The sequence below is a fragment of the Streptomyces sp. DSM 106670 genome (assembly GCF_055792845.1).
On the sequence record NZ_CM147704.1, the window covers coordinates 4,438,456 to 4,458,000 of the forward strand.

General features: G+C 73.0%; 24 protein-coding genes. 22 read left to right on the forward strand and 2 right to left on the reverse strand.

Annotated elements, in window-relative coordinates:
* Nucleotides 1-130: 130 nt before the first annotated feature.
* Genes ACSMXR_RS19705 through ACSMXR_RS19715 form a run of 3 tightly spaced genes read left to right on the forward strand, consistent with a single transcriptional unit; the run spans nt 131 to nt 3,586 of the window.
* On the forward strand, nt 131-880 hold the full coding sequence (locus ACSMXR_RS19705; protein WP_473169542.1) for a thioesterase II family protein: 750 nt from the start codon (nt 131-133) through the stop codon (nt 878-880).
* On the forward strand, nt 877-1,605 hold the full coding sequence (locus ACSMXR_RS19710; protein WP_218525423.1) for an IclR family transcriptional regulator: 729 nt from the start codon (nt 877-879) through the stop codon (nt 1,603-1,605). Before ACSMXR_RS19705 ends, ACSMXR_RS19710 begins: the two co-directional genes overlap by 4 nt.
* A gap of 28 nt (nt 1,606-1,633) precedes the next feature.
* Nucleotides 1,634-3,586 (forward strand): AfsR/SARP family transcriptional regulator, encoded by a 1,953-nt coding sequence (locus ACSMXR_RS19715; RefSeq protein ID WP_473169543.1) that lies wholly within the window; start codon nt 1,634-1,636, stop codon nt 3,584-3,586.
* Between the two features lie 129 nt (nt 3,587-3,715).
* On the opposite strand, the gene ACSMXR_RS19720 is transcribed toward ACSMXR_RS19715, so the two are convergent.
* The gene (locus ACSMXR_RS19720; RefSeq protein WP_137229912.1) at nt 3,716-3,955 is read right to left on the reverse strand and encodes a hypothetical protein; all 240 of its coding nucleotides are present in this window, start codon (nt 3,953-3,955) and stop codon (nt 3,716-3,718) included.
* Nucleotides 3,956-4,345: 390 nt separating this feature from the next.
* On the opposite strand from ACSMXR_RS19720, the gene ACSMXR_RS19725 reads away from it, so the two are divergent.
* From ACSMXR_RS19725 to ACSMXR_RS19815, 19 genes are all read left to right on the forward strand, one after another.
* Nucleotides 4,346-5,059 carry an IclR family transcriptional regulator gene (locus tag ACSMXR_RS19725; protein ID WP_218526505.1) on the forward strand — a complete coding sequence of 238 codons (714 nt, stop codon included), beginning with the start codon at nt 4,346-4,348 and terminating at the stop codon, nt 5,057-5,059.
* A 277-nt stretch (nt 5,060-5,336) separates the two neighbouring features.
* Complete coding sequence (locus ACSMXR_RS19730; RefSeq protein WP_137229914.1) at nt 5,337-6,299, forward strand: helix-turn-helix transcriptional regulator; 963 nt, start codon at nt 5,337-5,339, stop codon at nt 6,297-6,299.
* Nucleotides 6,300-6,461: 162 nt separating this feature from the next.
* Nucleotides 6,462-7,460: a TauD/TfdA family dioxygenase gene (locus tag ACSMXR_RS19735; RefSeq protein WP_473169544.1), complete on the forward strand. Its 999-nt coding sequence runs from the start codon at nt 6,462-6,464 to the stop codon at nt 7,458-7,460.
* Between the two features lie 60 nt (nt 7,461-7,520).
* Complete coding sequence (locus tag ACSMXR_RS19740; RefSeq protein ID WP_030082110.1) at nt 7,521-7,772, forward strand: acyl carrier protein; 252 nt, start codon at nt 7,521-7,523, stop codon at nt 7,770-7,772.
* Between the two features lie 46 nt (nt 7,773-7,818).
* Entirely contained in the window at nt 7,819-9,072 is a 1,254-nt protein-coding gene (locus ACSMXR_RS19745) for a beta-ketoacyl-[acyl-carrier-protein] synthase family protein (protein ID WP_030082112.1), read from the forward strand.
* Nucleotides 9,069-10,208, forward strand: coding sequence for a beta-ketoacyl synthase N-terminal-like domain-containing protein (locus tag ACSMXR_RS19750; protein WP_381907182.1), 1,140 nt, complete (start codon nt 9,069-9,071; stop codon nt 10,206-10,208). Before ACSMXR_RS19745 ends, ACSMXR_RS19750 begins: the two co-directional genes overlap by 4 nt.
* The gene (locus ACSMXR_RS19755; protein ID WP_473169545.1) at nt 10,205-11,149 is read left to right on the forward strand and encodes a beta-ketoacyl synthase N-terminal-like domain-containing protein; all 945 of its coding nucleotides are present in this window, start codon (nt 10,205-10,207) and stop codon (nt 11,147-11,149) included. The genes ACSMXR_RS19750 and ACSMXR_RS19755 overlap by 4 nt, the downstream gene beginning before the upstream one ends.
* Nucleotides 11,146-12,201 (forward strand): alpha/beta fold hydrolase, encoded by a 1,056-nt coding sequence (locus tag ACSMXR_RS19760; protein WP_473169546.1) that lies wholly within the window; start codon nt 11,146-11,148, stop codon nt 12,199-12,201. The genes ACSMXR_RS19755 and ACSMXR_RS19760 overlap by 4 nt, the downstream gene beginning before the upstream one ends.
* Nucleotides 12,198-13,202 carry a hotdog family protein gene (locus ACSMXR_RS19765; protein ID WP_137229921.1) on the forward strand — a complete coding sequence of 335 codons (1,005 nt, stop codon included), beginning with the start codon at nt 12,198-12,200 and terminating at the stop codon, nt 13,200-13,202. Before ACSMXR_RS19760 ends, ACSMXR_RS19765 begins: the two co-directional genes overlap by 4 nt.
* Complete coding sequence (locus ACSMXR_RS19770) at nt 13,199-13,528, forward strand: hypothetical protein (protein WP_473169547.1); 330 nt, start codon at nt 13,199-13,201, stop codon at nt 13,526-13,528. Before ACSMXR_RS19765 ends, ACSMXR_RS19770 begins: the two co-directional genes overlap by 4 nt.
* A gap of 1 nt (nt 13,529) precedes the next feature.
* Nucleotides 13,530-13,937, forward strand: coding sequence for a hypothetical protein (locus ACSMXR_RS19775; RefSeq protein ID WP_137229925.1), 408 nt, complete (start codon nt 13,530-13,532; stop codon nt 13,935-13,937).
* Entirely contained in the window at nt 13,937-14,356 is a 420-nt protein-coding gene (locus tag ACSMXR_RS19780) for a hypothetical protein (protein ID WP_473169548.1), read from the forward strand. Before ACSMXR_RS19775 ends, ACSMXR_RS19780 begins: the two co-directional genes overlap by 1 nt.
* A gap of 49 nt (nt 14,357-14,405) precedes the next feature.
* Entirely contained in the window at nt 14,406-15,479 is a 1,074-nt protein-coding gene (locus tag ACSMXR_RS19785; protein ID WP_030082129.1) for a beta-ketoacyl synthase N-terminal-like domain-containing protein, read from the forward strand.
* A 59-nt stretch (nt 15,480-15,538) separates the two neighbouring features.
* Complete coding sequence (locus tag ACSMXR_RS19790; protein WP_030082131.1) at nt 15,539-15,799, forward strand: acyl carrier protein; 261 nt, start codon at nt 15,539-15,541, stop codon at nt 15,797-15,799.
* Complete coding sequence (locus tag ACSMXR_RS19795) at nt 15,796-16,251, forward strand: 3-hydroxyacyl-ACP dehydratase FabZ family protein (RefSeq protein ID WP_137229929.1); 456 nt, start codon at nt 15,796-15,798, stop codon at nt 16,249-16,251. Before ACSMXR_RS19790 ends, ACSMXR_RS19795 begins: the two co-directional genes overlap by 4 nt.
* Nucleotides 16,248-16,733, forward strand: a complete 486-nt coding sequence (locus ACSMXR_RS19800) for a 3-hydroxyacyl-ACP dehydratase FabZ family protein (protein WP_381907174.1) — start codon at nt 16,248-16,250, stop codon at nt 16,731-16,733. The genes ACSMXR_RS19795 and ACSMXR_RS19800 overlap by 4 nt, the downstream gene beginning before the upstream one ends.
* Nucleotides 16,734-16,805: 72 nt before the next feature.
* Nucleotides 16,806-17,552, forward strand: coding sequence for a 3-oxoacyl-[acyl-carrier-protein] reductase (gene fabG, locus ACSMXR_RS19805; RefSeq protein WP_137229933.1), 747 nt, complete (start codon nt 16,806-16,808; stop codon nt 17,550-17,552).
* A gap of 17 nt (nt 17,553-17,569) precedes the next feature.
* Nucleotides 17,570-18,301, forward strand: coding sequence for a DsbA family protein (locus ACSMXR_RS19810; protein WP_473169549.1), 732 nt, complete (start codon nt 17,570-17,572; stop codon nt 18,299-18,301).
* Nucleotides 18,302-18,387: 86 nt separating this feature from the next.
* Nucleotides 18,388-18,609, forward strand: a complete 222-nt coding sequence (locus ACSMXR_RS19815) for an MbtH family protein (protein ID WP_137229937.1) — start codon at nt 18,388-18,390, stop codon at nt 18,607-18,609.
* Nucleotides 18,610-18,716: 107 nt separating this feature from the next.
* Here the strand turns inward: ACSMXR_RS19815 and ACSMXR_RS19820 are convergent, their stop codons facing one another.
* Nucleotides 18,717-19,490 carry a thioesterase II family protein gene (locus tag ACSMXR_RS19820; protein ID WP_473169550.1) on the reverse strand — a complete coding sequence of 258 codons (774 nt, stop codon included), beginning with the start codon at nt 19,488-19,490 and terminating at the stop codon, nt 18,717-18,719.
* Between the last annotated feature and the right edge of the window lie 55 nt (nt 19,491-19,545).

Genomic DNA, 19,545 nt, shown 5'->3' on the forward strand with positions numbered 1-19,545 from the left:
TTCCTGAAGCAGCCGTTGTCCGGTCCGGAAACGGACGGCTAGAACAAGCTGCGGCGACCGTCGCTCCCGGGCGACACCACCCGTACCCCCACCGCCACGACCCCGTTCCGCTGACGCGAGGTGCGAAGAGATGAAGGCAGGCATCGCCGGCGGATGGTTCCGCCGGTACGAGGCGGCGGCCCCCGGCGAACGGCTCGTGGTGCTGCCGCACGCCGGAGGATCCGCCCCGTTCTACCGCCGGTGGGGAGCGTCCTTCGGCCCGCAGACCGATGTGCTGGTGGCGTGCTACCCGGGCCGGCACACCAGGCTCGACGAACCGCTCCCGCGGTCCATGGACGAGCTCGCCGACGAACTGACGGCGGCGCTCCTGCCGTTCACGGACCTGCCGCTGAGCCTCTTCGGCCACAGCATGGGCGCGTCGCTGGCCCACGAGGTGGCGCTCCGGCTGGAAACACGGCACTCCGTGCGGCTCGCCGGACTGCACGTGTCCAGCCGCAGGCCGCCGCACCGGCTCACCGCCCGCCGGCTCCATCTGGCGGACGACCAAACGCTGATCGACGAGGTCGTGCGCCTCGGCGGCACCGAAGCGGCCGCGCTCGCGGATCCCGGTCTGCGGGCCATGGTGCTGCCGGTGATCCGCGCGGACTTCGAGATCGCCGGCACCTACGGTCCGCGCGCCGCCGTCCCGGTCGGCTGCCCGGTCCACGCGTACGCCGGAGACCGCGACCCCGCCGTGAGCCCGGACGACCTGGCCGCCTGGGCCGACATCGCCCCGGCCGGTTTCCGCCGACGGCTCTTCCCCGGCGGCCACTTCTACCTCGTCGACCGGCACGCCGAACTGACCGGCGAGCTCGGGCGCTCCCTGGCAGGTGTCCGATGACCACCTATCCGTCGCCGACGGCCACGCTCCGCCACGACAGCGGAGTCGCCGTGCTCGACAAGGCGTCGCTCCTGCTGAGCGTGTTGGAGGACGGGCCCGCCTCGGTGTCCAGGATCGTCGCGCTCACCGGGCTGACCCGGCCCACCGCACACCGTCTCGCACTCGCGCTCCAGCGCCTCCGCCTGGTCACGCGTGACAACGGAGGCCGCTTCCTGCTCGGGCCCCGGCTCGGCGAGATGGCGGTGACGGAGCACGGCGACCGGATGCTCGCGCAGGCCACGCCCGTACTGGCGGAACTGCGCGAGGACACCGGAGCCGCCGCACGTCTCCACCGCCGGTGCGACGGCCATCAGCTGTGTGTGGCCGTCGCCGAGACGGCGGACCCGGCGACACCACCGGTGCCGGTCGGAACGGCCGCCGGTCTGCGGTCCGGTCCGGTGGCGCAGGTCCTGCTGGCCTGGGAGGAGCCGGACGTGCTCTACCAGGGCCTGGCCGGCGCGCGGTTCAACGCCGCGGTGCTGGCGCAGGTGCGCCACCGCGGCTGGGCCCAGGGCGCGGGCGGGCCCGGTGCGACGGACACGCTGGCCGTTCCGGTACGCGGTCCCGGCGGCCGGGTCGTCGCGGCGCTCTCGCTGTCCGGCCCGGTGACCGTGCCGGACGCGCGGAAGTGCACCGCGGCGATGATCGACGCGGCGCTGCGCCTGGGCGAAGCCTGCGAAGGATGACCTGTTCGGCACGAGGCCGGTGGTACGTGTGACGGCCCGTCATGATCCGGAGCCACGCGTCGAGTTCCGGATCCTCGGCGCGACCGAGATCTGGTCGGGAGGTGTGCGCATCCCGCTGACGGCGGCCAAGCAGCGCACGGTGCTCGCGGCACTCCTCATCTCGCCGGGGCGGTTCGTCTCCGACGCGTGGCTCGCCGAACTGCTCTGGGGCGCGAATCCGCCCGCCACCAGGACCGCCCAGCTCTACACCTATGTGTCGCGGCTGAGGCGCTGCTGCGGTCCCGGGCTGCGCGTGGTGCGCCGGCACCGCGGCTACCACCTGGTCCTCGGCACCGCGTGGTTCGACTGGGCGGCGTTCCAGCAACTCGCCGAGCAGGGGCGCCGGGACCTGGTGAAGCACCGGTACGCGGAGGCCGCGGCCTGCCTGGACTCGGCGCTGAAGCTCTGGCAGGGCCCGGCGCTGTCCGACGTCACGGAATTCCTGACCCGGAGCGAGCTGCCCGCGCTGGAGGAGGCCCGCCTCGCCGCGATCGAGAACCGGATGGCGGCCGTCCTCGCGCTGGGCCGGCACGCCGCCGCGCTGCCGGAGCTGACCCGGCTCGTCGCCGAGCACCCGACCCGGGAATCGCTGCGCGGCCACCTGATGGTCGCGCTCTACCGCGGCGACCGCCAGATGGACGCGCTGCGCGTGTACGAACAGGGCCGCCGCGTCCTCCAGGAGGAGCTGGGCGTGGTGCCGGGAGCGGCGCTGCGGGCGCTGCACCGTTCGGTCCTGCTGGAGGAGCTGCCCGGCCCGGCGGCGACCGGGGTGCTGACGCCGGTGCCCGCCGGGCCGCGCCCGGACGCCGTCCCGGCCGGAGCGGCGGGGCCGGCCGCGCCGGCGCTCCAGCGGCACCGCGGGCCGCACAGTCCCTGGCTCGGCCTGGTGCCGGCGATGCTGCCGATGGATCCGGTCGGCTTCGTCGGCCGCCGCTTCGAACTCGCCGATGTGCTGGAGGAGTTGCGCGGCAGCCGGTCCGGCGGCCGGGGCGTCCTGCTGACCGGTGAGGCCGGGGCCGGCAAGACCGCGCTGGCCGTGCGCGCCGGCCACATCTGCCGCGACGACTTCTGGCAGGGCCAGCTCTACATCGACCTGCGGCGCGAGAGCGGCGGCGCGAAGAGCCCGCTGGAGGTGCTCGGCTGCTTCCTGCGCGCGCTGATTCCCGAGCGCGGCGCGGATCTGCCGGCGACGCTGGACGAACGGCTCCAGCTCTACCGCAGCGCGCTGTCGCGCCGCCGGGTCCTCGTGGTCCTGGACAACGTGGTGGACGCCGGTCAGGTGCGGCCGCTGCTGGCGAGCGGTCCCGGCTGCCGGACGCTGATCACCGGACGGCGCTCGCTCGCCTCGCTGGAAGGCGTACGAGCGGTCCGGATCGGCCGGCTCGACCGGGCGGAGGCGCGTGAGCTGTTGGTGTCCGCCGTCGGAAAGGACCGCCTGGAGGCCGAACCCGGCGCTGTCCACAGGCTGTTGACGGCCTGCGACGGCAACCCTCTGGCGCTGCGGTTCTGCGCGGCCCGGCTGGCGGCGCGGCCGAGGTGGCCGGTGGAGCGGCTGGTGGCCCGGCTGGACCAGGGCGAGGTGCGGGCCGAGGAGTGGGGCGAGGGCAGCCTCGATCCGCTGGCGGGCCTGCGCGCCGGAGTCCTGGAGCTCGGGCCGTTCCTGCGGCCGGTGCTGCGGACGCTGGCGCGCGCCGAGCGCGGCGCGTTCACCCCGGCCGCCGCCGCGCGACGGCTGAACTGGTCCGAGGAACGCACCAGGATGGCGCTCGCCGCGCTGGTCGAGGCCGGACTGCTCGCCTCGGTGGGCGAACCGGACCCGGCCCTGTCGTATCCGCGCGGCGGTGGCGCCGTCGCGCGGCCGGCGCGGGAGCGCTACCGGTGCTCGCCGCTGGTCCGCCTGCTCTTCCGGGAGCCGGCGGCCGGACTCCGGCAGCCTTCGTAGGCCGGTCGGGCCGGTCGGTCGGTCGTCGGCGCCCGCCGGTCGGGCCGGTCGCCCCTGCCGTACGGCTGGTCGGGCCGTACGGCGGTACGCGGGTTCCGGGAGCCCGGCGTCCGGCCGGGCTCCCGTCGATCACGCGGTACCGGGAGCGGGCGGCTCGCCGGAGGCCCCGTCCGGAGGCGCTCCGGGGCCCGGACTCAGCGCGTCGTCGATGAACGCCGCCAGCAGCGCCGCCCACCGCAGACCCTGGTCGTCGTTGTCGGCGGCCGAGCCGTCCTCCGTGCGGTCCTGCGTGCAGTCCGTCTCCGGGATGTCCGCCGAGCCGTCCCCGTGCGGTACCTCTGCCGGATCCGGCGCCGCGTCCTGGCTCATGATCCCCTCCTCCGTGACCCGCCCCTGCCGGGCGTTCTCTTCAGGGTTGGGTACATACCTATGCGTTCTCTATACTCCGGGCCGCGCCGCGCCAGGACGCCTCGCACACCGGGCCCGCAGGGCGAACTCGCTGGCAGCTTCCTGAAGTTGGGATTGCGCCGGACCGGCGTCGCACCGTTCCATGGGTGTGTCAGGTGTGGTGCTCGCCCCTCCCGCGAAGCCCCCTGTGCGACGGCCGAATTCACCCCCCCGTTGACGCCGTCGCGATGCCTGAGGTCCGGATCCTGTGGGATCCGGACCTCAGGCCGCATGTGTGCGCATCCCTACCGTCCCCGTCGTGCGACGGGGTGAGAAAGAGGTTCCGGTATGACCGCCGTGGCTCCCGAACGGGTGGATGCGGTCAGCGGTGTCGGAGTGCTCGACAAGGCGTCGCTGCTGCTGGAAGTGATGGAGCTGGGGCCCGCCTCGCTGGCGGAGCTGGTGGCACGTACCGGCCTCAAGCGGCCGACCGTGCACCGGCTGGCGACCGCGCTGGAGCGGCTGCGGCTGGTCGCCCGGGACCGGCGCGGCCGGTTCGTGCTCGGGCCCCGGCTCGGCGACATGGCGGTGGAGGCGGGCCGCGACCGTCTGGTCGCCGCGGCCGGTCCGGTGCTCGGCCGGCTGCGCGACCGCGTCGGGGCCAGCGCGCGTCTCTACCGCCGCCACGGCGACCTGCGCGTCTGTGTCGCCGCCGCCGAATGCGGGGCGCAGCTGCCGCCGGTGCCGGTCGGGGCTGCGCTCCCGATGCACGCCGGGGCGGCCGCTCAGGTGCTGGTCGCCTGGGAGGCGCCGGAGCTGCTCTTCCGGAGCCTGCGCGGGGCGCGGTTCACCGCCGCGACGCTCACCTGCGTACGGCAGCAGGGCTGGGCGCAGACGGTCGGCGCCGATGACGCCGAGCGCGAGACCGTGTCCGTGGCCGTGCCGGTGCGCGGGCCCGGCAACCGTGTCGTCGCCGCGGTGTGCGTGGCCGGCCCGGTGTCACGGCTCGGCCGGCGGCCCGGCCGGCAGTACGGAGCCGCCGCCATCGACGCCGCGGTGCAGCTAGGTGCTGGCCTGACGGTCTGAACCGGCCCGCGCTGGCAGCTTCATGTAGCCGGCATTGCCCCGGCACCGCCCGGCGGATAAACATGGGAACGTGAATTCGGGCCGGCGGTCGAATGCCGGACGAATCGTCGACGGGACGCCCGTAGGACAGAGGTCCGAGGACGGGCGGGTCCTGTTCTCCGCATTCCGTTGCGTGGCGGAATGCGACGTGTCCTCGGCAGTTGCGGTGATGTCATTCTCCGTTCACCGCAGATGCCTTCACGCTTCTGCGTATCCATGATTTCACGGGGGCCCGGAGATGAACGAACGAGAGTGTGCGGTCGGACTCGACCGCCGGACCGAATTCGTCTATCGCATGATGCTGCGTCGCCGAAGATGGCGTCCGGCCGAACTGGCCGCCGTGCTCGACACGACGGAGGAGTGGCTCGGCGGCGTCGTCGCGGAGCTGCGCGAGGAAGGGCTCGTCACGGCGTCGGCCGACGACGAGGGCGCGCTGCGCGCGGTCGAACCGGCGCTGGCGCTGCCGGCCCTGGCGACCCGCAGGTTCCAGGACGCCCAGAGCACCGGGCTGCCGGGACCGCTGGAGGTGGAGCGGCTGATCGCGCTGCACGAGCGGTCCGTGGAGCGGCCGGCCGAGCCGCTCGGCGCGGGCAGCGCCGACGAGGCCTCGGCCCTGGTGGAGCGGCTGGTCGCCACGGTCCGGCGCGAGGTGGTGCTGCTCGTACCGGAACACAGCGCCGGATCCTTCGAGTTCTCGCGCCATGTGGCCGAGGCGGTGCTCCGCCGCGAGGCCGTGCTGCGGCAGGTGTGGAGCGCGTCGTTCCTGCACCGGCCCGCCGCGGTCGAGCATGCGCGGTGGCTCGGCGCTCAGGGCGCGGCGCCGTGCACGCTGCCGCACGTGCCGACCCGCGCGGTGATCGTCGACGGCGCGGTCGGCGTCCTCTTCGACGCCGGCGGCGGTGCGCGCGTCCTGCGCGGCGGCTCCGGCCTCGACGCGCTGAACGGCCTCGCCGACCGGCTCTGGGACAACAGCATGGAGGTCAGGCAGGCGACGTCGCCGCTGCCGGCCCCGCCGTCGCGGCCGCGCCGCGAACGCGTCCTGCGGCTGCTCGCCGACGGACTCACCGACGACGCGATCGCGCGGCGCATCGGCGTCAGTGTCCGGACGGTGCGCAACGACGTGGCGTCCACCATGGTCGGCCTCGACGCGCGCAGCCGGTTCCAGGCCGGTGTCAGGGCCGCGCAGATGGGCCTGCTCTGACCGGACGCGGCCGCGAACGGCCGTGGCCCGCCTGCGCTTTTGCCAGTTGCTGCAAGGCCACGTTTTAGCTCTTCGAAGCACGCCATTCTGGACAGGCGCCGGATCGATTTCCGGCAGCGCGGATTCCAGAGCCCCACCCACCTCCCGCAGGCGAGGAGAAACATGTCCGTCGACGTCGGAAACGTGCTGGACCGCAAGGCCGGCATTGTGCTCACCGAGGAAGAGAAAGGCGAACTCGAAAGGGTCGCCGCCGAGCTGACCGATATCAGTCCGCGAGAGATCGACGACCGTGTCTGGGTCGACGCGGCGCGCGAATTCTCGGCCCGTCTTCCGATCCGGCTGCGACAGACGCTGCGCCGCTTCGTCCGCGAACCCGGCGCCGACGCGATGCTGCTGCTGCGCAACCTGCCGGTCCACGCCGACGTCCTGCCGGACACCCCGAGCAAGGCCGGATCCGTCCAGCGCTCCACCACGCTGCCGGCCTCCGTCCTCGCGCTCATCTCGCTCCAGCTCGGCGAACTCACCGCCTTCCGCGAGGAGAAGCACGGCGCACTGGTCCAGGACGTCGTCCCGGTGCCCGGCATGGAGGAGTTCCAGGGCAACGCCGGCGCCACCCAGCTGACCATGCACATCGAGAACGCCTTCCACCCGATGCGGCCGGACCTGGTCGGTCTGATGTGTCTGCGCAACGACCACGACAACGTCGCCGGTCTGCGCGTGGCGTCCATCCGCAACGCGCTGCCGCTGCTGTCCGAGCGCACCCGCACGGTGCTGCACGAGCCGCGCTACGTCACCGCCCCGCCCGCCTCCTTCGGCGACCTCGGTTCGCTGCCGGAGCCGCACGGCATCCTCAGCGGCGCCCGGCAGGACCCGGACGTGAAGGTCGACTTCACCAGCACCCAGCCGCTGGACGACGAGGCGCGGCACGCGATGGACGAGCTCGGCGAGGCGTTCGCCGAGACCCGCAGGACGCTCGTGCTGGAGCCCGGCGACCTCGCGTACGTCGACAACCGGCTGGCGCTGCACGGCCGTACCGCGTTCACGCCGCGCTACGACGGCCGTGACCGCTGGCTCCAGCGCGTCTTCGTCCAGCTCGACCTGCGCCGCTCGCGGCCGGGCCGCGCCGACGACGGACAGGTGCAGTCCAGCACCAACGTCTGACACCGGCCGGCCGCACCGTGCGGCCCGCCTCGACACCACCCCACACCAAGGAGATTGACGATGACCACCGCCATCGACGAGCGCCAGGAAAAGATCAAGGACATCGTCTGCGACATCCTGGAGATCGAGCCCGAGGACGTCACGGAGACCAGCCTCTTCAAGGAGGACCACGACGCCGACTCGCTCCGCGCGATCGAGATCCTCGCGTCGCTGGAGAAGGAGTTCCACATCGAGATCGACCAGGCCCAGCTCGGCCGCATGGTCAACCTCAAGAGCGTCTACCAGGTCGTCGCCGAGATAGCCGGCTGGTAACGGCGTCACCACACCACGGACCATCGAGACTGGTTGGGGAGATTTCATGACGTCGTTCTCCGTGGATCCGGCGGATCCGGACGGTGCGCAGCGAGTGGTCCTGAGCGGGTTCGGAGTGTTCTCCAGCATCGGTGTGGGCGCGGCCGCCTTCGCCGAGGGGCTGCGGGCCGGGCGCAGTGGCGCCAAGCCGATCACCAGCTTCGACACCACGGGCTTCGCCTACGCCAACGGCTGCGAGATCAGCGATTTCGAACCGGCCGACTGGATCCGTGACACGGATCTCGAACAGCTGGGCCGGGCGGCGCGGTTCTCCGTCGCCGCCGCCCGGATGGCCACACAGGACGCCGGCCTGCTTCCGGAGGAGCTGCGGACCAAGCGCGGTCTCATCTCCATCGGCACCACCGACGGCGAGTCCCGCGACCTCGACAGCCTGGTCGAGACCGAGATCCGCGCCGGATCCGAGCACATGGATCCGGTGGTCGCGCGGCGCGTCCGGGCGGGCCGGCTCTCCACCGCCATCGCGCACGAGCTCGGACTGACCGATGTGGAGGCCGTCACCATTCCGACGGCCTGCGCGGCCGGCAACTACGCCATCGGCTACGGCTACGACGCGGTGCGCGCCGGAGAGGTCGACTTCGCGCTGTGCGGCGGCGCCGACGCGCTGTGCCGCAAGACCTTCGCCGGCTTCTACCGGCTGGGCACCATCGCACCGGAGCGCTGCCAGCCGTTCGACGTGGACCGCAAGGGCATCCTCACCGGCGAGGGCGCCGGAGTGCTGGTGCTGGAGAGCCTGTCGTCGGCGCTGGCGCGCGGCGCGCGGATCTACGCCGAGGTCCTCGGCTACGGGCTGAACTGCGACGCGCACCACCAGGTCGCGCCGAACGGCGCGAGCGTCGGCCGCGCCATGCAACTGGCGCTGGACGACGCCGGGGTCAAGCCGGAACAGGTCGACCTGATCTCCGCGCACGGCACCGGCACCCGGGCCAACGACATCACCGAGGCCCAGGCCATCCGCGAGGTCTTCGGCGAGCCGCCGCGCACCGTCTCCATCAAGTCGATGATCGGCCACACCATGGGCGCGGCCAGCGCGCTGTCGGCCATCGCCTGCTCGCTGGCGATCGTGCACGGCTTCATCCCGCCGACCATCAACCACGTGAGCACCGATCCCGAGTGCGACGTCGACTGCGTACCGAACGAGGCCGTGGACGCCGATCTCGACATCGTCGTCAACAACGGGCTGGCGTTCGGCGGCAACAACGCGGTCGTCGTCCTCGGCAAGTACGAGGGGCAGGGCCGATGAGCTGGCTGGTGACCGGAACGGGCGCGGCGGCCGGCGTCGGCCGTGATCCGCGCGAACTCTTCGAGGCGCTCTGCGCCGGCCGCAGCGCCCACGCCGAACTGCGCGGCTTCGACCGCTCGCGGTACAACGCGCGCTACGCGTACGAGATCGACGACCGGCCGGTGCCCGGCGCCGATGTGCCGGGCCGGGCCACCGCCCTCCTGCTGGACGCGGTGGCGCAGGCCGCGCGCGACGCCGGTCTCGGAGACGACCTCTCCGGCGTTCCGGTGCTCGTCGGCACCGGTCTGCGCGAGCTGCGCTCGGCCGAACTGTGGTGGCGCGACGGTCTGCCGATGGACGCGGAACGGCTGCACTTCGGCCGGGCGCTGCGCGAACGCTTCGGCGCGACCTCCGTGCACACCTTCGCCAACGCCTGCTCCGCCTCGCTGTACGCGCTGGCGATGGGCACCGATCTGCTGGAGCTCGGCGAGGCCGACACGGTGATCGCCGCCGGTGTGGATGTGCTCACCGAGAGCATGTACGGGCTGGTGGAGCGGGTGCATCCGGTGCCGCCGGACCGGGTCAGGCCGTTCGACCGGGACCGTACCGGCGCGGTGATGGGCGACGGCGCGGCGGCCGTCGTGATCCGCCGCGACACCGGCAGCCGTACCGGCGCGGTCCGCGGCCGGCTGCGGTCGGTCGGACTGAACTGCGACGCGCACCACGCCACCGCCCCGGACCACCGGGGCATCGCCGCGGCGATCCGGCAGGCGCACGAGCGCGCCGGCGTCAAGCCGGAGGACGTCGACCTGGTGATGCTGCACGGCACCGGCACGCTGCTGAACGACGAGGCGGAGGCCACCGCGGTGGCCGAGGCCTTCGGACCGCACGTCGGCGTGCCCCTGATGACCGCGATCAAGTCGATGACCGGCCACACCTCCGGAGCCTCCGGACTGATCGGCCTGGTCACCGCGCTGAACGCGCTCGACACCGGCCGCGTACCGCCGACCCCGGGCCTGACCCGGCCGGTGGAGGAGGCGGCCGACTTCCGTTTCGTCACCGGCGAGGCGGCCTCGGCCGACCTGTCCGTGGCGCAGATCAACGCGTTCGGCTTCGGCGGTATCAACGCCGTCGCCGTGGTGGAGGCCGTGCGATGAGCATCCTCGTGACCGGCATCGGCATCGCCCTGGCGGGCGTGGACACTCCGGCGGACCTGCTGGGCGAACCGCGTCCGGACAGCGCGCCGGTCGATCCGCGCGCCCGGCTCGGCCGCAAGGGGCTGCGCTACAAGGACCGGGCCACACAGCTCGGTTACTGCGCGGTCCGGGACGCGCTGACCGAGGCGCGGCTGCTGGACGAGGACGGGACCGCGCTCGGCGGAGACCGTACGGCCGTCGTCGCCAGCTCCAACTACGGCAACCTCGACACCATCTGCCGCACCGTCGACACGATCGCCGCCGACACCGCGGGCGCCACCAGCCCGATGGATCTGCCGAACGCGTCGAGCAATGTGCTCGCCTCGTCGGTCGCCATCAGGTTCGGCCTCACCGGACCGAACCTCATGCTGTGCAACGGCGAGACCTCCGGAACGGACGCGGTGCGCTGGGCCATGACGCTGGTCGCGGCGGGCCGCGCGGACCGTGCCGTGGTGATCGGCGCGGAGCCGGACACCGATCCGGCGCGCAGGCTCACCGGCCGTACGCAGGCGTTCGACGGAGCGGCGGCGCTGGTGCTGGAGCACCGCAGGTCCGCCGGAGTGCGCGGCGTACGCGCGGTCGCCGTGGTCGGCGGGCATGCGCGCTCCGGCGGACTGCCGGACTGCGTCGAGGCGCTCGACGCGCTCGGCGGCCGGCCTCCGACGGCCTGGCAGTCGCCGGACGGCGACGCCGTGGCGGCCGGCGGACCGGCCGGAGTCCGGGACCTCGGCGTCGCGGGCCGCTGGCCCGGCGCCTCCGGTGCGCTCGGCGTTCTCCAGTGCGCGGCCTCGGCGGGCTACTTCGCGGCGGGCGGCGTCGGACCGGTGTACGCGGTGACCGGCGGCGGCGACGCGGGACCGGCGGCCGGCCTCCTGCTGGTCGGACCGCAGGAGGCCGGATGAGCAGCGCCACCGGGACGGCCGCCGGTCCCGTGCCGCCGGTGCTGCCGGACACGCTTCCGGCACCGCGCGTACGGCCGGAGGCGGTCGCCACGACGGCCCCACCGGAGCCGACGACGGCCACCGCTCCGGTACGGCAGACGACGGCCACCGCTCCCGTACGGTCCGCGCGGCCGCGCACCGCCGTGGTGCCGCGCGGGTTCGCCACCGGCACCGGGCCGCCGGTCGAGCTGCACCGCCATCCGGTGGCCGGTGGCCCGGTCACCGGCCGGATGCTCCTGCTGCACGGCCTCGGCAACAGCGCCACCGTCTGGGACGCCTTCCTCGCGCACCGGCCGGCCGGCCAGGAGCTGTGGACCGCCGACCTGCCGTGGCGCGGCGCGGGCGACGGCGGCTGGCACCGTGCCCCGGACGCCACCCGCTGGCTGGCGGAGGCGCTGGACGGCGTACCCGGCGGCGCGGGCACGGTCGTCGCCCACTCGTTCTCCGCGCTCCAGACGCTGGCGCTCCTCGACCGCGAACTGGACGCCGGACGCGACCCGTTCGACCGGTACGGCATCGAGGGCCTGGTGCTCGTCTCGCCGTTCTACCGGCGCACGGCCGAGGAGTTCGACTGGGACTCCATGACCCGCTATCCGGCGGAGTTCGAGCGGATCATGGAGGAAGGCATCCGGGTCCACTCCGGCGGCCGGCTGGATCCGGAGATCCAGCTCTCCATGGCACGCCGGGTCTGCGACCGGATCGGTCCGTACGGCTGGCTGCGGTTCGTGGACAGCTATCTGCGCACCCCGTGGCTCCGGCCCGGGCGGATCCGGGTACCGGCCGTCGTCGTGTGCGGTGCGCTGGACATCGCGGTGGATCCGGCCGAGGGCCGCGATCTGACCGCCGACCTGCCCGACGCGTACATCCGCGTCCTCACGGACTGCGGCCACTTCCTGATGACGGAGCGGCCGGCGGAGTTCTCCTCCGTCGTCGGCGACTTCGTCACGTCCCTGTCCTCACGGGCGCGTTCGCAGCGGCCCGGAGACCGAGCGCCTGGAGAAACAGCCCCATGACCATCGTTGTGACCGACGCCCGGATCAAGACGCTCCTGCACACGCCGACGCGCGTGTCGCTGCGGCCGCGCTACGAGGGCTCCAACATCTGCACCTGGATCGGCTTCAAGCACGACAACTACCTGGTCGAGGAAGCCGTCCTGGAACACTTCAGAGCCGCGGGCCTGTCCAGCCGGGTGCTCTACGAGGAGCTCGGCCTCGGCCTGGACTTCGCCGAGCTGGACGTCCGCATCCTCAGCTCGCTGCACCTGGACGACCTGGTGACCGCCGACGTCGAGCCGGTCTCCAAGGACGGCGACGCACTGCTCTTCCGGGTCACGCTGAACGTCGACCGCGACGGCGCGTCCGTGAAGGCCGTCACCGGCCGGGCGCGCGTCGTGCTGCGCATCGACACCACCTTCCCGGCCGAGCCGGTACCGGAGCCGCTGCGGCCGTTCGCCGTCGAGCGGATCGCCACCTCCGAGCCCGGCGCGCACGTGACGCCGGCCGCCTCCGAGCCGCTGTCGGACGGCCACGGCACCACCGGCCCGGACCCGGTGCTGAGCCTGCTCACCGAAGGGAAGAACGCCTTCGGCTGGAAGTGGCGCATCCCCTACCCGTACTGCCACTTCACCGAGCGGCTCCAGATGTCCGGCTATCTGCGGCAGATGGAGGAGGTCGTCGACCTGTTCCTCGCCGACCGCGGCCTCTCCATCAAGACGCTCCTGGACGACCGCAAGTGGATCCCGGCCTGCTCGCACTCGAAGATCCGCATCCTCGACGAGGCCCTCATGGAGGAGGACCTGTACGTCGTCTACACGGTCGAGGAGATCTTCAAGGACTTCCTCTACCGCTCGCGCTTCGACACCTATGTGGTGCGCGATGGCCGGCTCGTCCAGACCGCCACCGGCCAGGTCACGCACGGGTACGCCGTCATCGACAGCCGCACCGACTGGCACCTGGTCAACTTCGACGAGCCCGTCCTGCGGGCGCTGCGCGGCGAACCGGCCATCGGCGCATGAGCGGTCACCTCCTCATCGAGACCCGTGGACCGTGGAGCGGCGGCCGTGGCTGCGCGGCCTTCGTCCGCGACGCCGCCGCGCTGGCGGACGGCGGGCACCGCACCCGGCTCTTCCTCCTCCAGGAAGGCGTGCTGGGTGCGCTGCCCGGAGTGCTGCCGGAGCTGGCGGACTATCTGCGCACCGACGGACAGCTCCTCGTCGACCGCTACTCCTTCCGGCAACGTGGCCTGGAGGAGCAGCAGTTGGTGGACGGCGGCCGGCTGGTGGACATGGACGAGATCGCCGACAGCGTGCTGGACGCCTCGGTGAAGGTGGTGTGGCACTGAGATGGCCAGAGGCATTCCGCGTACCGATGTGCTGATCACGCTCATGGGCTCACCGCACGGCTCCGACCTGGTCACCAGTGTGCTGCGGCTCGTGGAGTCGCTGCTGCGGCGCGAGGCCAGCGTGCAGGTGTGGGCCTGCGGTTACGCGACGCTGCTCACGCAGGAGGGGCTCGGCGAGTCCAAGCCGCGCAACCTCGCCGACTGGTCCGTCGACTATCCGTCGACCGCCACCGTCATCCGCGGCATGCTCGCGGCGCACCCGGGCCGGTTCCACTGGTACGGCTGCCGCTTCTGCAGCGACGACCGCGGTGCGGTCGCCCACGTACCGGAGGTCAGACTCCGCGCCCCCGGGGCGTTCGCCGAGAACGTCCAGGCGGCCGACCGGACGCTGTTCGTGGGGGTGCTCTAGTGGCCGCGGCGACGGACCGGGACACGACGCCCGACGGCCGGGTCCTCGGCATCGTCGAACGGGCCCACCGGGGCGCGGTGGAGAAGCAGTTCTTCGACGTGCTCTACATGGCCGTGGAACTCCACCGCCAGCTCGGCGGCATGGACATCCTGCTGCGCGGACCCGCGGTGACCTGCGCGCTGCGCACGGCGGAGACCGCTCCGCTGAATTTCGGCGGGCGCGTCCTGGACACGCTCAGCGACCAGCGCCGCGACCTGCGCGCGCTGCTCGCCGCCGGGGTGCGGGTCCTCGTGCAGGAGGAGGACCTCACGGACCTCGGACTCGGTCCCGCCGACCTGGTGGACGCCGCCGTCCGCCCGGTCACCTCGGCCCAGCTGTCCGGCTGGTGGCCGCACTACCGGATGGTCAGCTTCCTGTGACCGCGCAGGGCTGCCCCTCCCCGTCGCTCCAGCCAAGGAATGGATCCGTATGACCAAGACCGTGATCTCCGCCTGGTCCGCCGTCTCGCCGTTCGGCATCGGCCGCGAGGCCTTCGTGAGCGGATTCCACGCGGGACGGTCCGCCGTCACGGCGGTGGACCGCGAGCAGTGGCGTACGCCGGACGACGAGGTCTGCCTCGTACCGGGCTTCAGTCCGGCGGCCGCGCTCGGCCGCAAGGGCACCCGGGCCATGGACCGCGTCACCGGCCTCGCGGTGTCGGCGGTCGGCCGGCTGATCGACGAGTCGCCGGACCCGCACACCGCGTCGGACGGCGAGGACGTGGCGCTGGTGCTCGGCACCACGTCCGGCAGCGTGCAGAGCATGATGGACTTCACGCGCAGCGGACTCGTCTCGGAGAAGCCGTACTTCGTCGACCCGGCCCGTTTCCCGAACGCCGTGATGAACTGCGCCGCCGGACAGTGCGCCATCCGCCACCGGCTCAAGGGCCCGAACACCACCATCGCGGGCGGCCGCGTCTCCGGACTGCACGCGCTGAAGTACGCGCAGCGGCTGCTCAACGCCGACCGGGCGCGCACCGTGCTGTGCGGGGCGGTCGAGGAGTACGCGGACGCGCGCGCCTGGCTGGACCTGCACAGCAGGGGCGAGGACGAGACCGGCGTGGTGCACGGCGAGGGCTGTGTGATGCTGCGCGTCGAGCCGGAGGCGGCCGCGACGGGCGGCGCCCACGCCACCGTGGAGGCCGTCGAGGTCGGCGTGTTCGACGCGGTCGGCGACGCGGCCGCGGTGCTCGGCCGCTGTGTGCGCCGCGCCCTGGACCGCGCCGGTGCGGAGCCCGCCGATGTGTGGACCGTCGCGCCGAGCGGTGCGGCGGGCGCTCTCGGCGCGGCCGAACAGGCGGTCCTGGACCAGCACTTCGATCCGGCGGCGGTGAACCGCGTGTCCCGGCTGATCGGCGACACGGCCGGCGCGGCCGCGATGTTCCAGCTGGCCGCCGTGCTCGCGCTCGCCGAGCAGGACGACGTACGAGGAAGGGTCGCCGTCGTCACGGCGGTGGACCGGGACGGCGAGGCGGGATGCGCGGTCCTGCGGCTCGGCCGATGACGGCCGGACCGCGCGAGACGCAGTGAACGAGCCGACAAGCAGACGAGAGAGGTAATTCCATGACATCCGCCGTGCAGACACTGGACCTGGAGCAGCTGCGCGAGATCATCGCCGAGGTGCTCGACGTCGAGACCGCGGACGTCGGTGACGACACGAGCTTCACCGACGACCTGGAGATCGACTCGCTGATGGCCCTGGAGGTCGTCGTGGTGCTGGAGAAGCGGTACCGCGTCAAACTCCGCGAGGAGGAGCTGAAGCAGGTGACCTGCCTGCGCGCCGCGTACGGCCTGATAGCGCAGAAGCTGGCGGACCCGCGGTGACGGTCACCGGCGGGCTCCGCACGGACGCCCCGGCCGTCGGCACACCGCCGCGCGCCGCGTCGCCGGTGACCGCGCCGGTGCGGATCGTGGGTACGCCGCGGCGCGCCGACGACGGTTCGCTGAGCGCCGCCACCGTGTGCACGGCCGATCCGGACGAGGCGTTCTTCGCCGGTCACTATCCGGGCTTCCCGATCTTTCCCGGTGTCTGCGTCATCGAATGCGTGCACCGCAGCGCTCTGCTCGTCCTGCCGTCGGCCCGGCTCGCCGCGATCGAGTCCGCGAGGTTCCGCGGTCCGGTGCTGCCGGGGGACGAACTGTCCGTGGAGCTCGCCCTGACCGCCGACAGCGGCACCGGGGGCGACGACGCCTGGCGGGTCGCGGCGACCGTGCGGACGGTCCGCGGAACGGCCGCCACGGTCCGGCTCCGGCTCACCTCCGGAGGTCTCGGATGATCGGCGCCGCCGAACTGCGCGGCCTGCTGCCGCACCGCCATCCGATGCTGCTGCTGGACCGCGTCGAGGAGCTGGAGGCGGGCGAGCGACTCGTCGCCCGCAAGGCCGTCACCGGCAACGAGCCCTGGTACGCGGACCTTCCGCAGGACACACCGCCGGACGGCTACCGCTACCCGGAGGTCCTGCTGACCGAGTCCTGGTGCCAGGCGGCCGGCGTGCTCGCCACCTGGGACCGGCCGAACCCGGACGTGCTGAGCGGCCGGGTCATGCTCTTCGGCGGTGTCAGCGACGTCCGCTTCGCGCGGCCGGTGCTGCCCGGCGACGTGGTCGTGCACCACGTCCGCGTCCTGCGCGTGCTCCCCGACACGATGATCTTCGAGGGTGAGGCGCTGGTCGACGGCGAGCGCGTCATGACCGTGGACCGCGCCACGCTGGCGTTCCGCCCGGCGACCGCGCTCACCGAAGCCGTCCGCGCCTCCTAGGGGGCGTCCCACCGATCATGGCCGGGTCCGGCGCACCGCACCCGGACCGGCCGTTCACAGAAGGAGAAACGGGTGGAAGACCAGCCGTCCCGCGTCGCGCTCGTCAGCGGCGGTTCACGGGGCATCGGACGGGCCGCGGTGCTGCGCCTGGCACAGGACGGCCACGACGTGGCGTTCTGCTACCGGTCGGACGAGACGGCGGCGCTGGCCCTGGAGAAGGAGGCGTCCGAGTTCGGCGTGCGCGTGCTGGCGGCGCGTGCCGACGTCACCGACGCCAAGGCCGTACGCGACCTGGTCGAGCGCACCGAGGACGAACTCGGGCCGGTCGACGTGGTCGTCACCTCGGCCGGAATCACCAGCGACAATCCGCTGCTGCTGATGACCGACGAGCAGTGGCACTCGGTGCTGGACACCAACCTGGACGGCGTCTACCACGTCTGCCGGGCGGCCATCTTCTCGATGATGAAGCGCAAGTCCGGCCACCTCATCAACGTCTCCTCGGTCGCCGGGGTCCACGGCAACGCGCGCCAGACCAACTACTCCGCCTCCAAGGCCGGGATCATCGGCTTCACCAAGGCGCTGGCCAAGGAGGCCGGACCGTACGGCATCCGGGCCAACGTGGTCGCGCCGGGCTTCATCGACACCGACATGACGGACGCGCTGAAGGGCGCGGTCCGCGACCGTGCGCTGAAGCAGATTCCGCTCGGCCGCATGGGCAGCCCCGAGGAGGTCGCCGGCCTCATCGGCTACCTCGCATCGGACCGGGCCGGCTACATCACCGGCTCCGTCTTCCAGATCGACGGCGGCATCACCCTCTAGCGACCGGGAGGACAGCCATGGCCCAGCGCGGCCCCCGCTGGTACTTCAATTTCCGCAGCCCGTACTCCTGGCTGGCCCATCACGACCTCACCGCACGGCACCCGGACGTCGCCGGGCGCGTGGAGTGGATTCCGTACTGGGATCCGGACCCGCGCAGCGAGCGGCTGCTCGCCGAGGCCGGAGGCTCCTTCCTCTACACGCCGATGTCCCGCGAGAAGCACTTCTACGTGCTGACCGACGTCCGCCGGCTGGCGACGGACCGGGGACTGGCGGTCTCCTGGCCGCTCGACCGCGAACCGGTGTGGGAGACGGCGCACCTGGCCTGGTTCCTCGCCGCCGACCACGGCGTGGGGCCTGCCTACACCGACCTCGTCTACCGGGCCCGCTTCCAGGACGGCGAGGACATCAACGATCCGTCGCTGATCGCCGAGATCGCCGGCCGCCTCGGTCTCGACCCGGCCGCGGCCGGATCGGCCGCCGAGGACCCGGCCCTGCGCGAACGGGCCACGGCGGCGCTGATGTCGGCGTACCGCGACGGGGTGTTCGGACCGCCGTTCCTGATCGCGGGCCGCGAGAAGTTCTGGGGCCTGGACCGCCTGGACCGCTTCGCCGACGCCGTACGCTCCGCAGCGGCGGCACCGGCACCCGCACCGGCACCCGCACCGGCGCCTTCAGCGGCTCCCGTTCCGGCGGCGGCGCTGTCGGCCACTCCGTCCGGAGACCTGGGCCACGCCGGAGGCTGCGGCTGACGGGCCCGCACGTTCCGCGACACCCCGTGACCGACTGACCGAACGACATTCCGTACGCACCGAGCAACCGAGGAGAGAACACCACCATGTCGACGAACCCTTTCGAGGACAAGGACGCCACCTACCTGGTGCTCGTCAACGACGAGGGCCAGCACTCCCTGTGGCCGGCCTTCGCCGAGGTCCCGGCCGGCTGGCAGGTCGTCCTGAAGGACGCCGGCCATGACGCGGCGCTCGCCTACATCGAGGAGAACTGGACCGACATGCGGCCCACCAGCCTCGCCGTGGCGATGGACTCCGCCACGGTCTAGCACCCCGCCGCGCGGCGAGCGCCGCACGGCCGGGCACCGCACGGAGACGAGGCGGCCCGGAACCTCTCCGGTTCCGGGCCGCCTCGTCGTGGTCCTGCTCCGCGCCTCTAGCGTGGCGCGCTGCCCGCCTTCGATCCCAGCGGCGCCAGCCGCTCCACGAGAGCGCCGGTGAACTCCGCGCTCCGCGCGTTCAGATAGAAGTGGTCGCCGGAGAACACCCGGTACGCGAACGACCCCGTCGTCACCTCCGCCCAGGCCCGCGTCTCCTCGACGGTGACGTCCACGTCCGCGTCGCCGACCCAGGCGTCCACCGGCGCCGAGATCCGCAGCGAGGGATCCGGCCGGTACGCGCCCATCAGCGCGAAGTCGCCACGGATCGCCGGCATCAGCAGCTCACGCATCTCCGGACTGTCCAGGAACGCCGCGCCTTCGCCGCCGAGCCGCCGCACCTCCGCCAACAGGCCCGGATCGCCGCCCAGATGAGCCTCGTTGACGCGGTAGCACGCGGGCGGCTGCTGGCCGGAGACGATCAGCGACCCGGGCACGGTTCCGTACCGCTGCTCCAGCCGGTGCGCCACCTCGAAGGCCACCGACGCGCCCATGCTGTGGCCGAACAGCGCGAACGGCTCGCCGGACAGCGGCAGCAGCGCCTCCGCGACCCCGTCGGCCAGCCGGCCCATGTCGCTCACACAGTCCTCGCCGAGCCGGTCCTGCCGCCCCGGAAGATTGACGGCCAGCACCTCCACGTCCTCGGGAAGCCACTGCGGCCAGGACCGGAACGCCGACGCGGATCCTCCCGCGTGCGGCAGACAGACCAGACGCAGCCGGGGCCGCGCCACTCGTCTGAACCGCCGGAACCACACATCGGACCCCTCGGCCATCGCTCCACCTCCGTCGTCGTGCCACCGCCGTTCGGCGACGCCACCAGTGCACCCG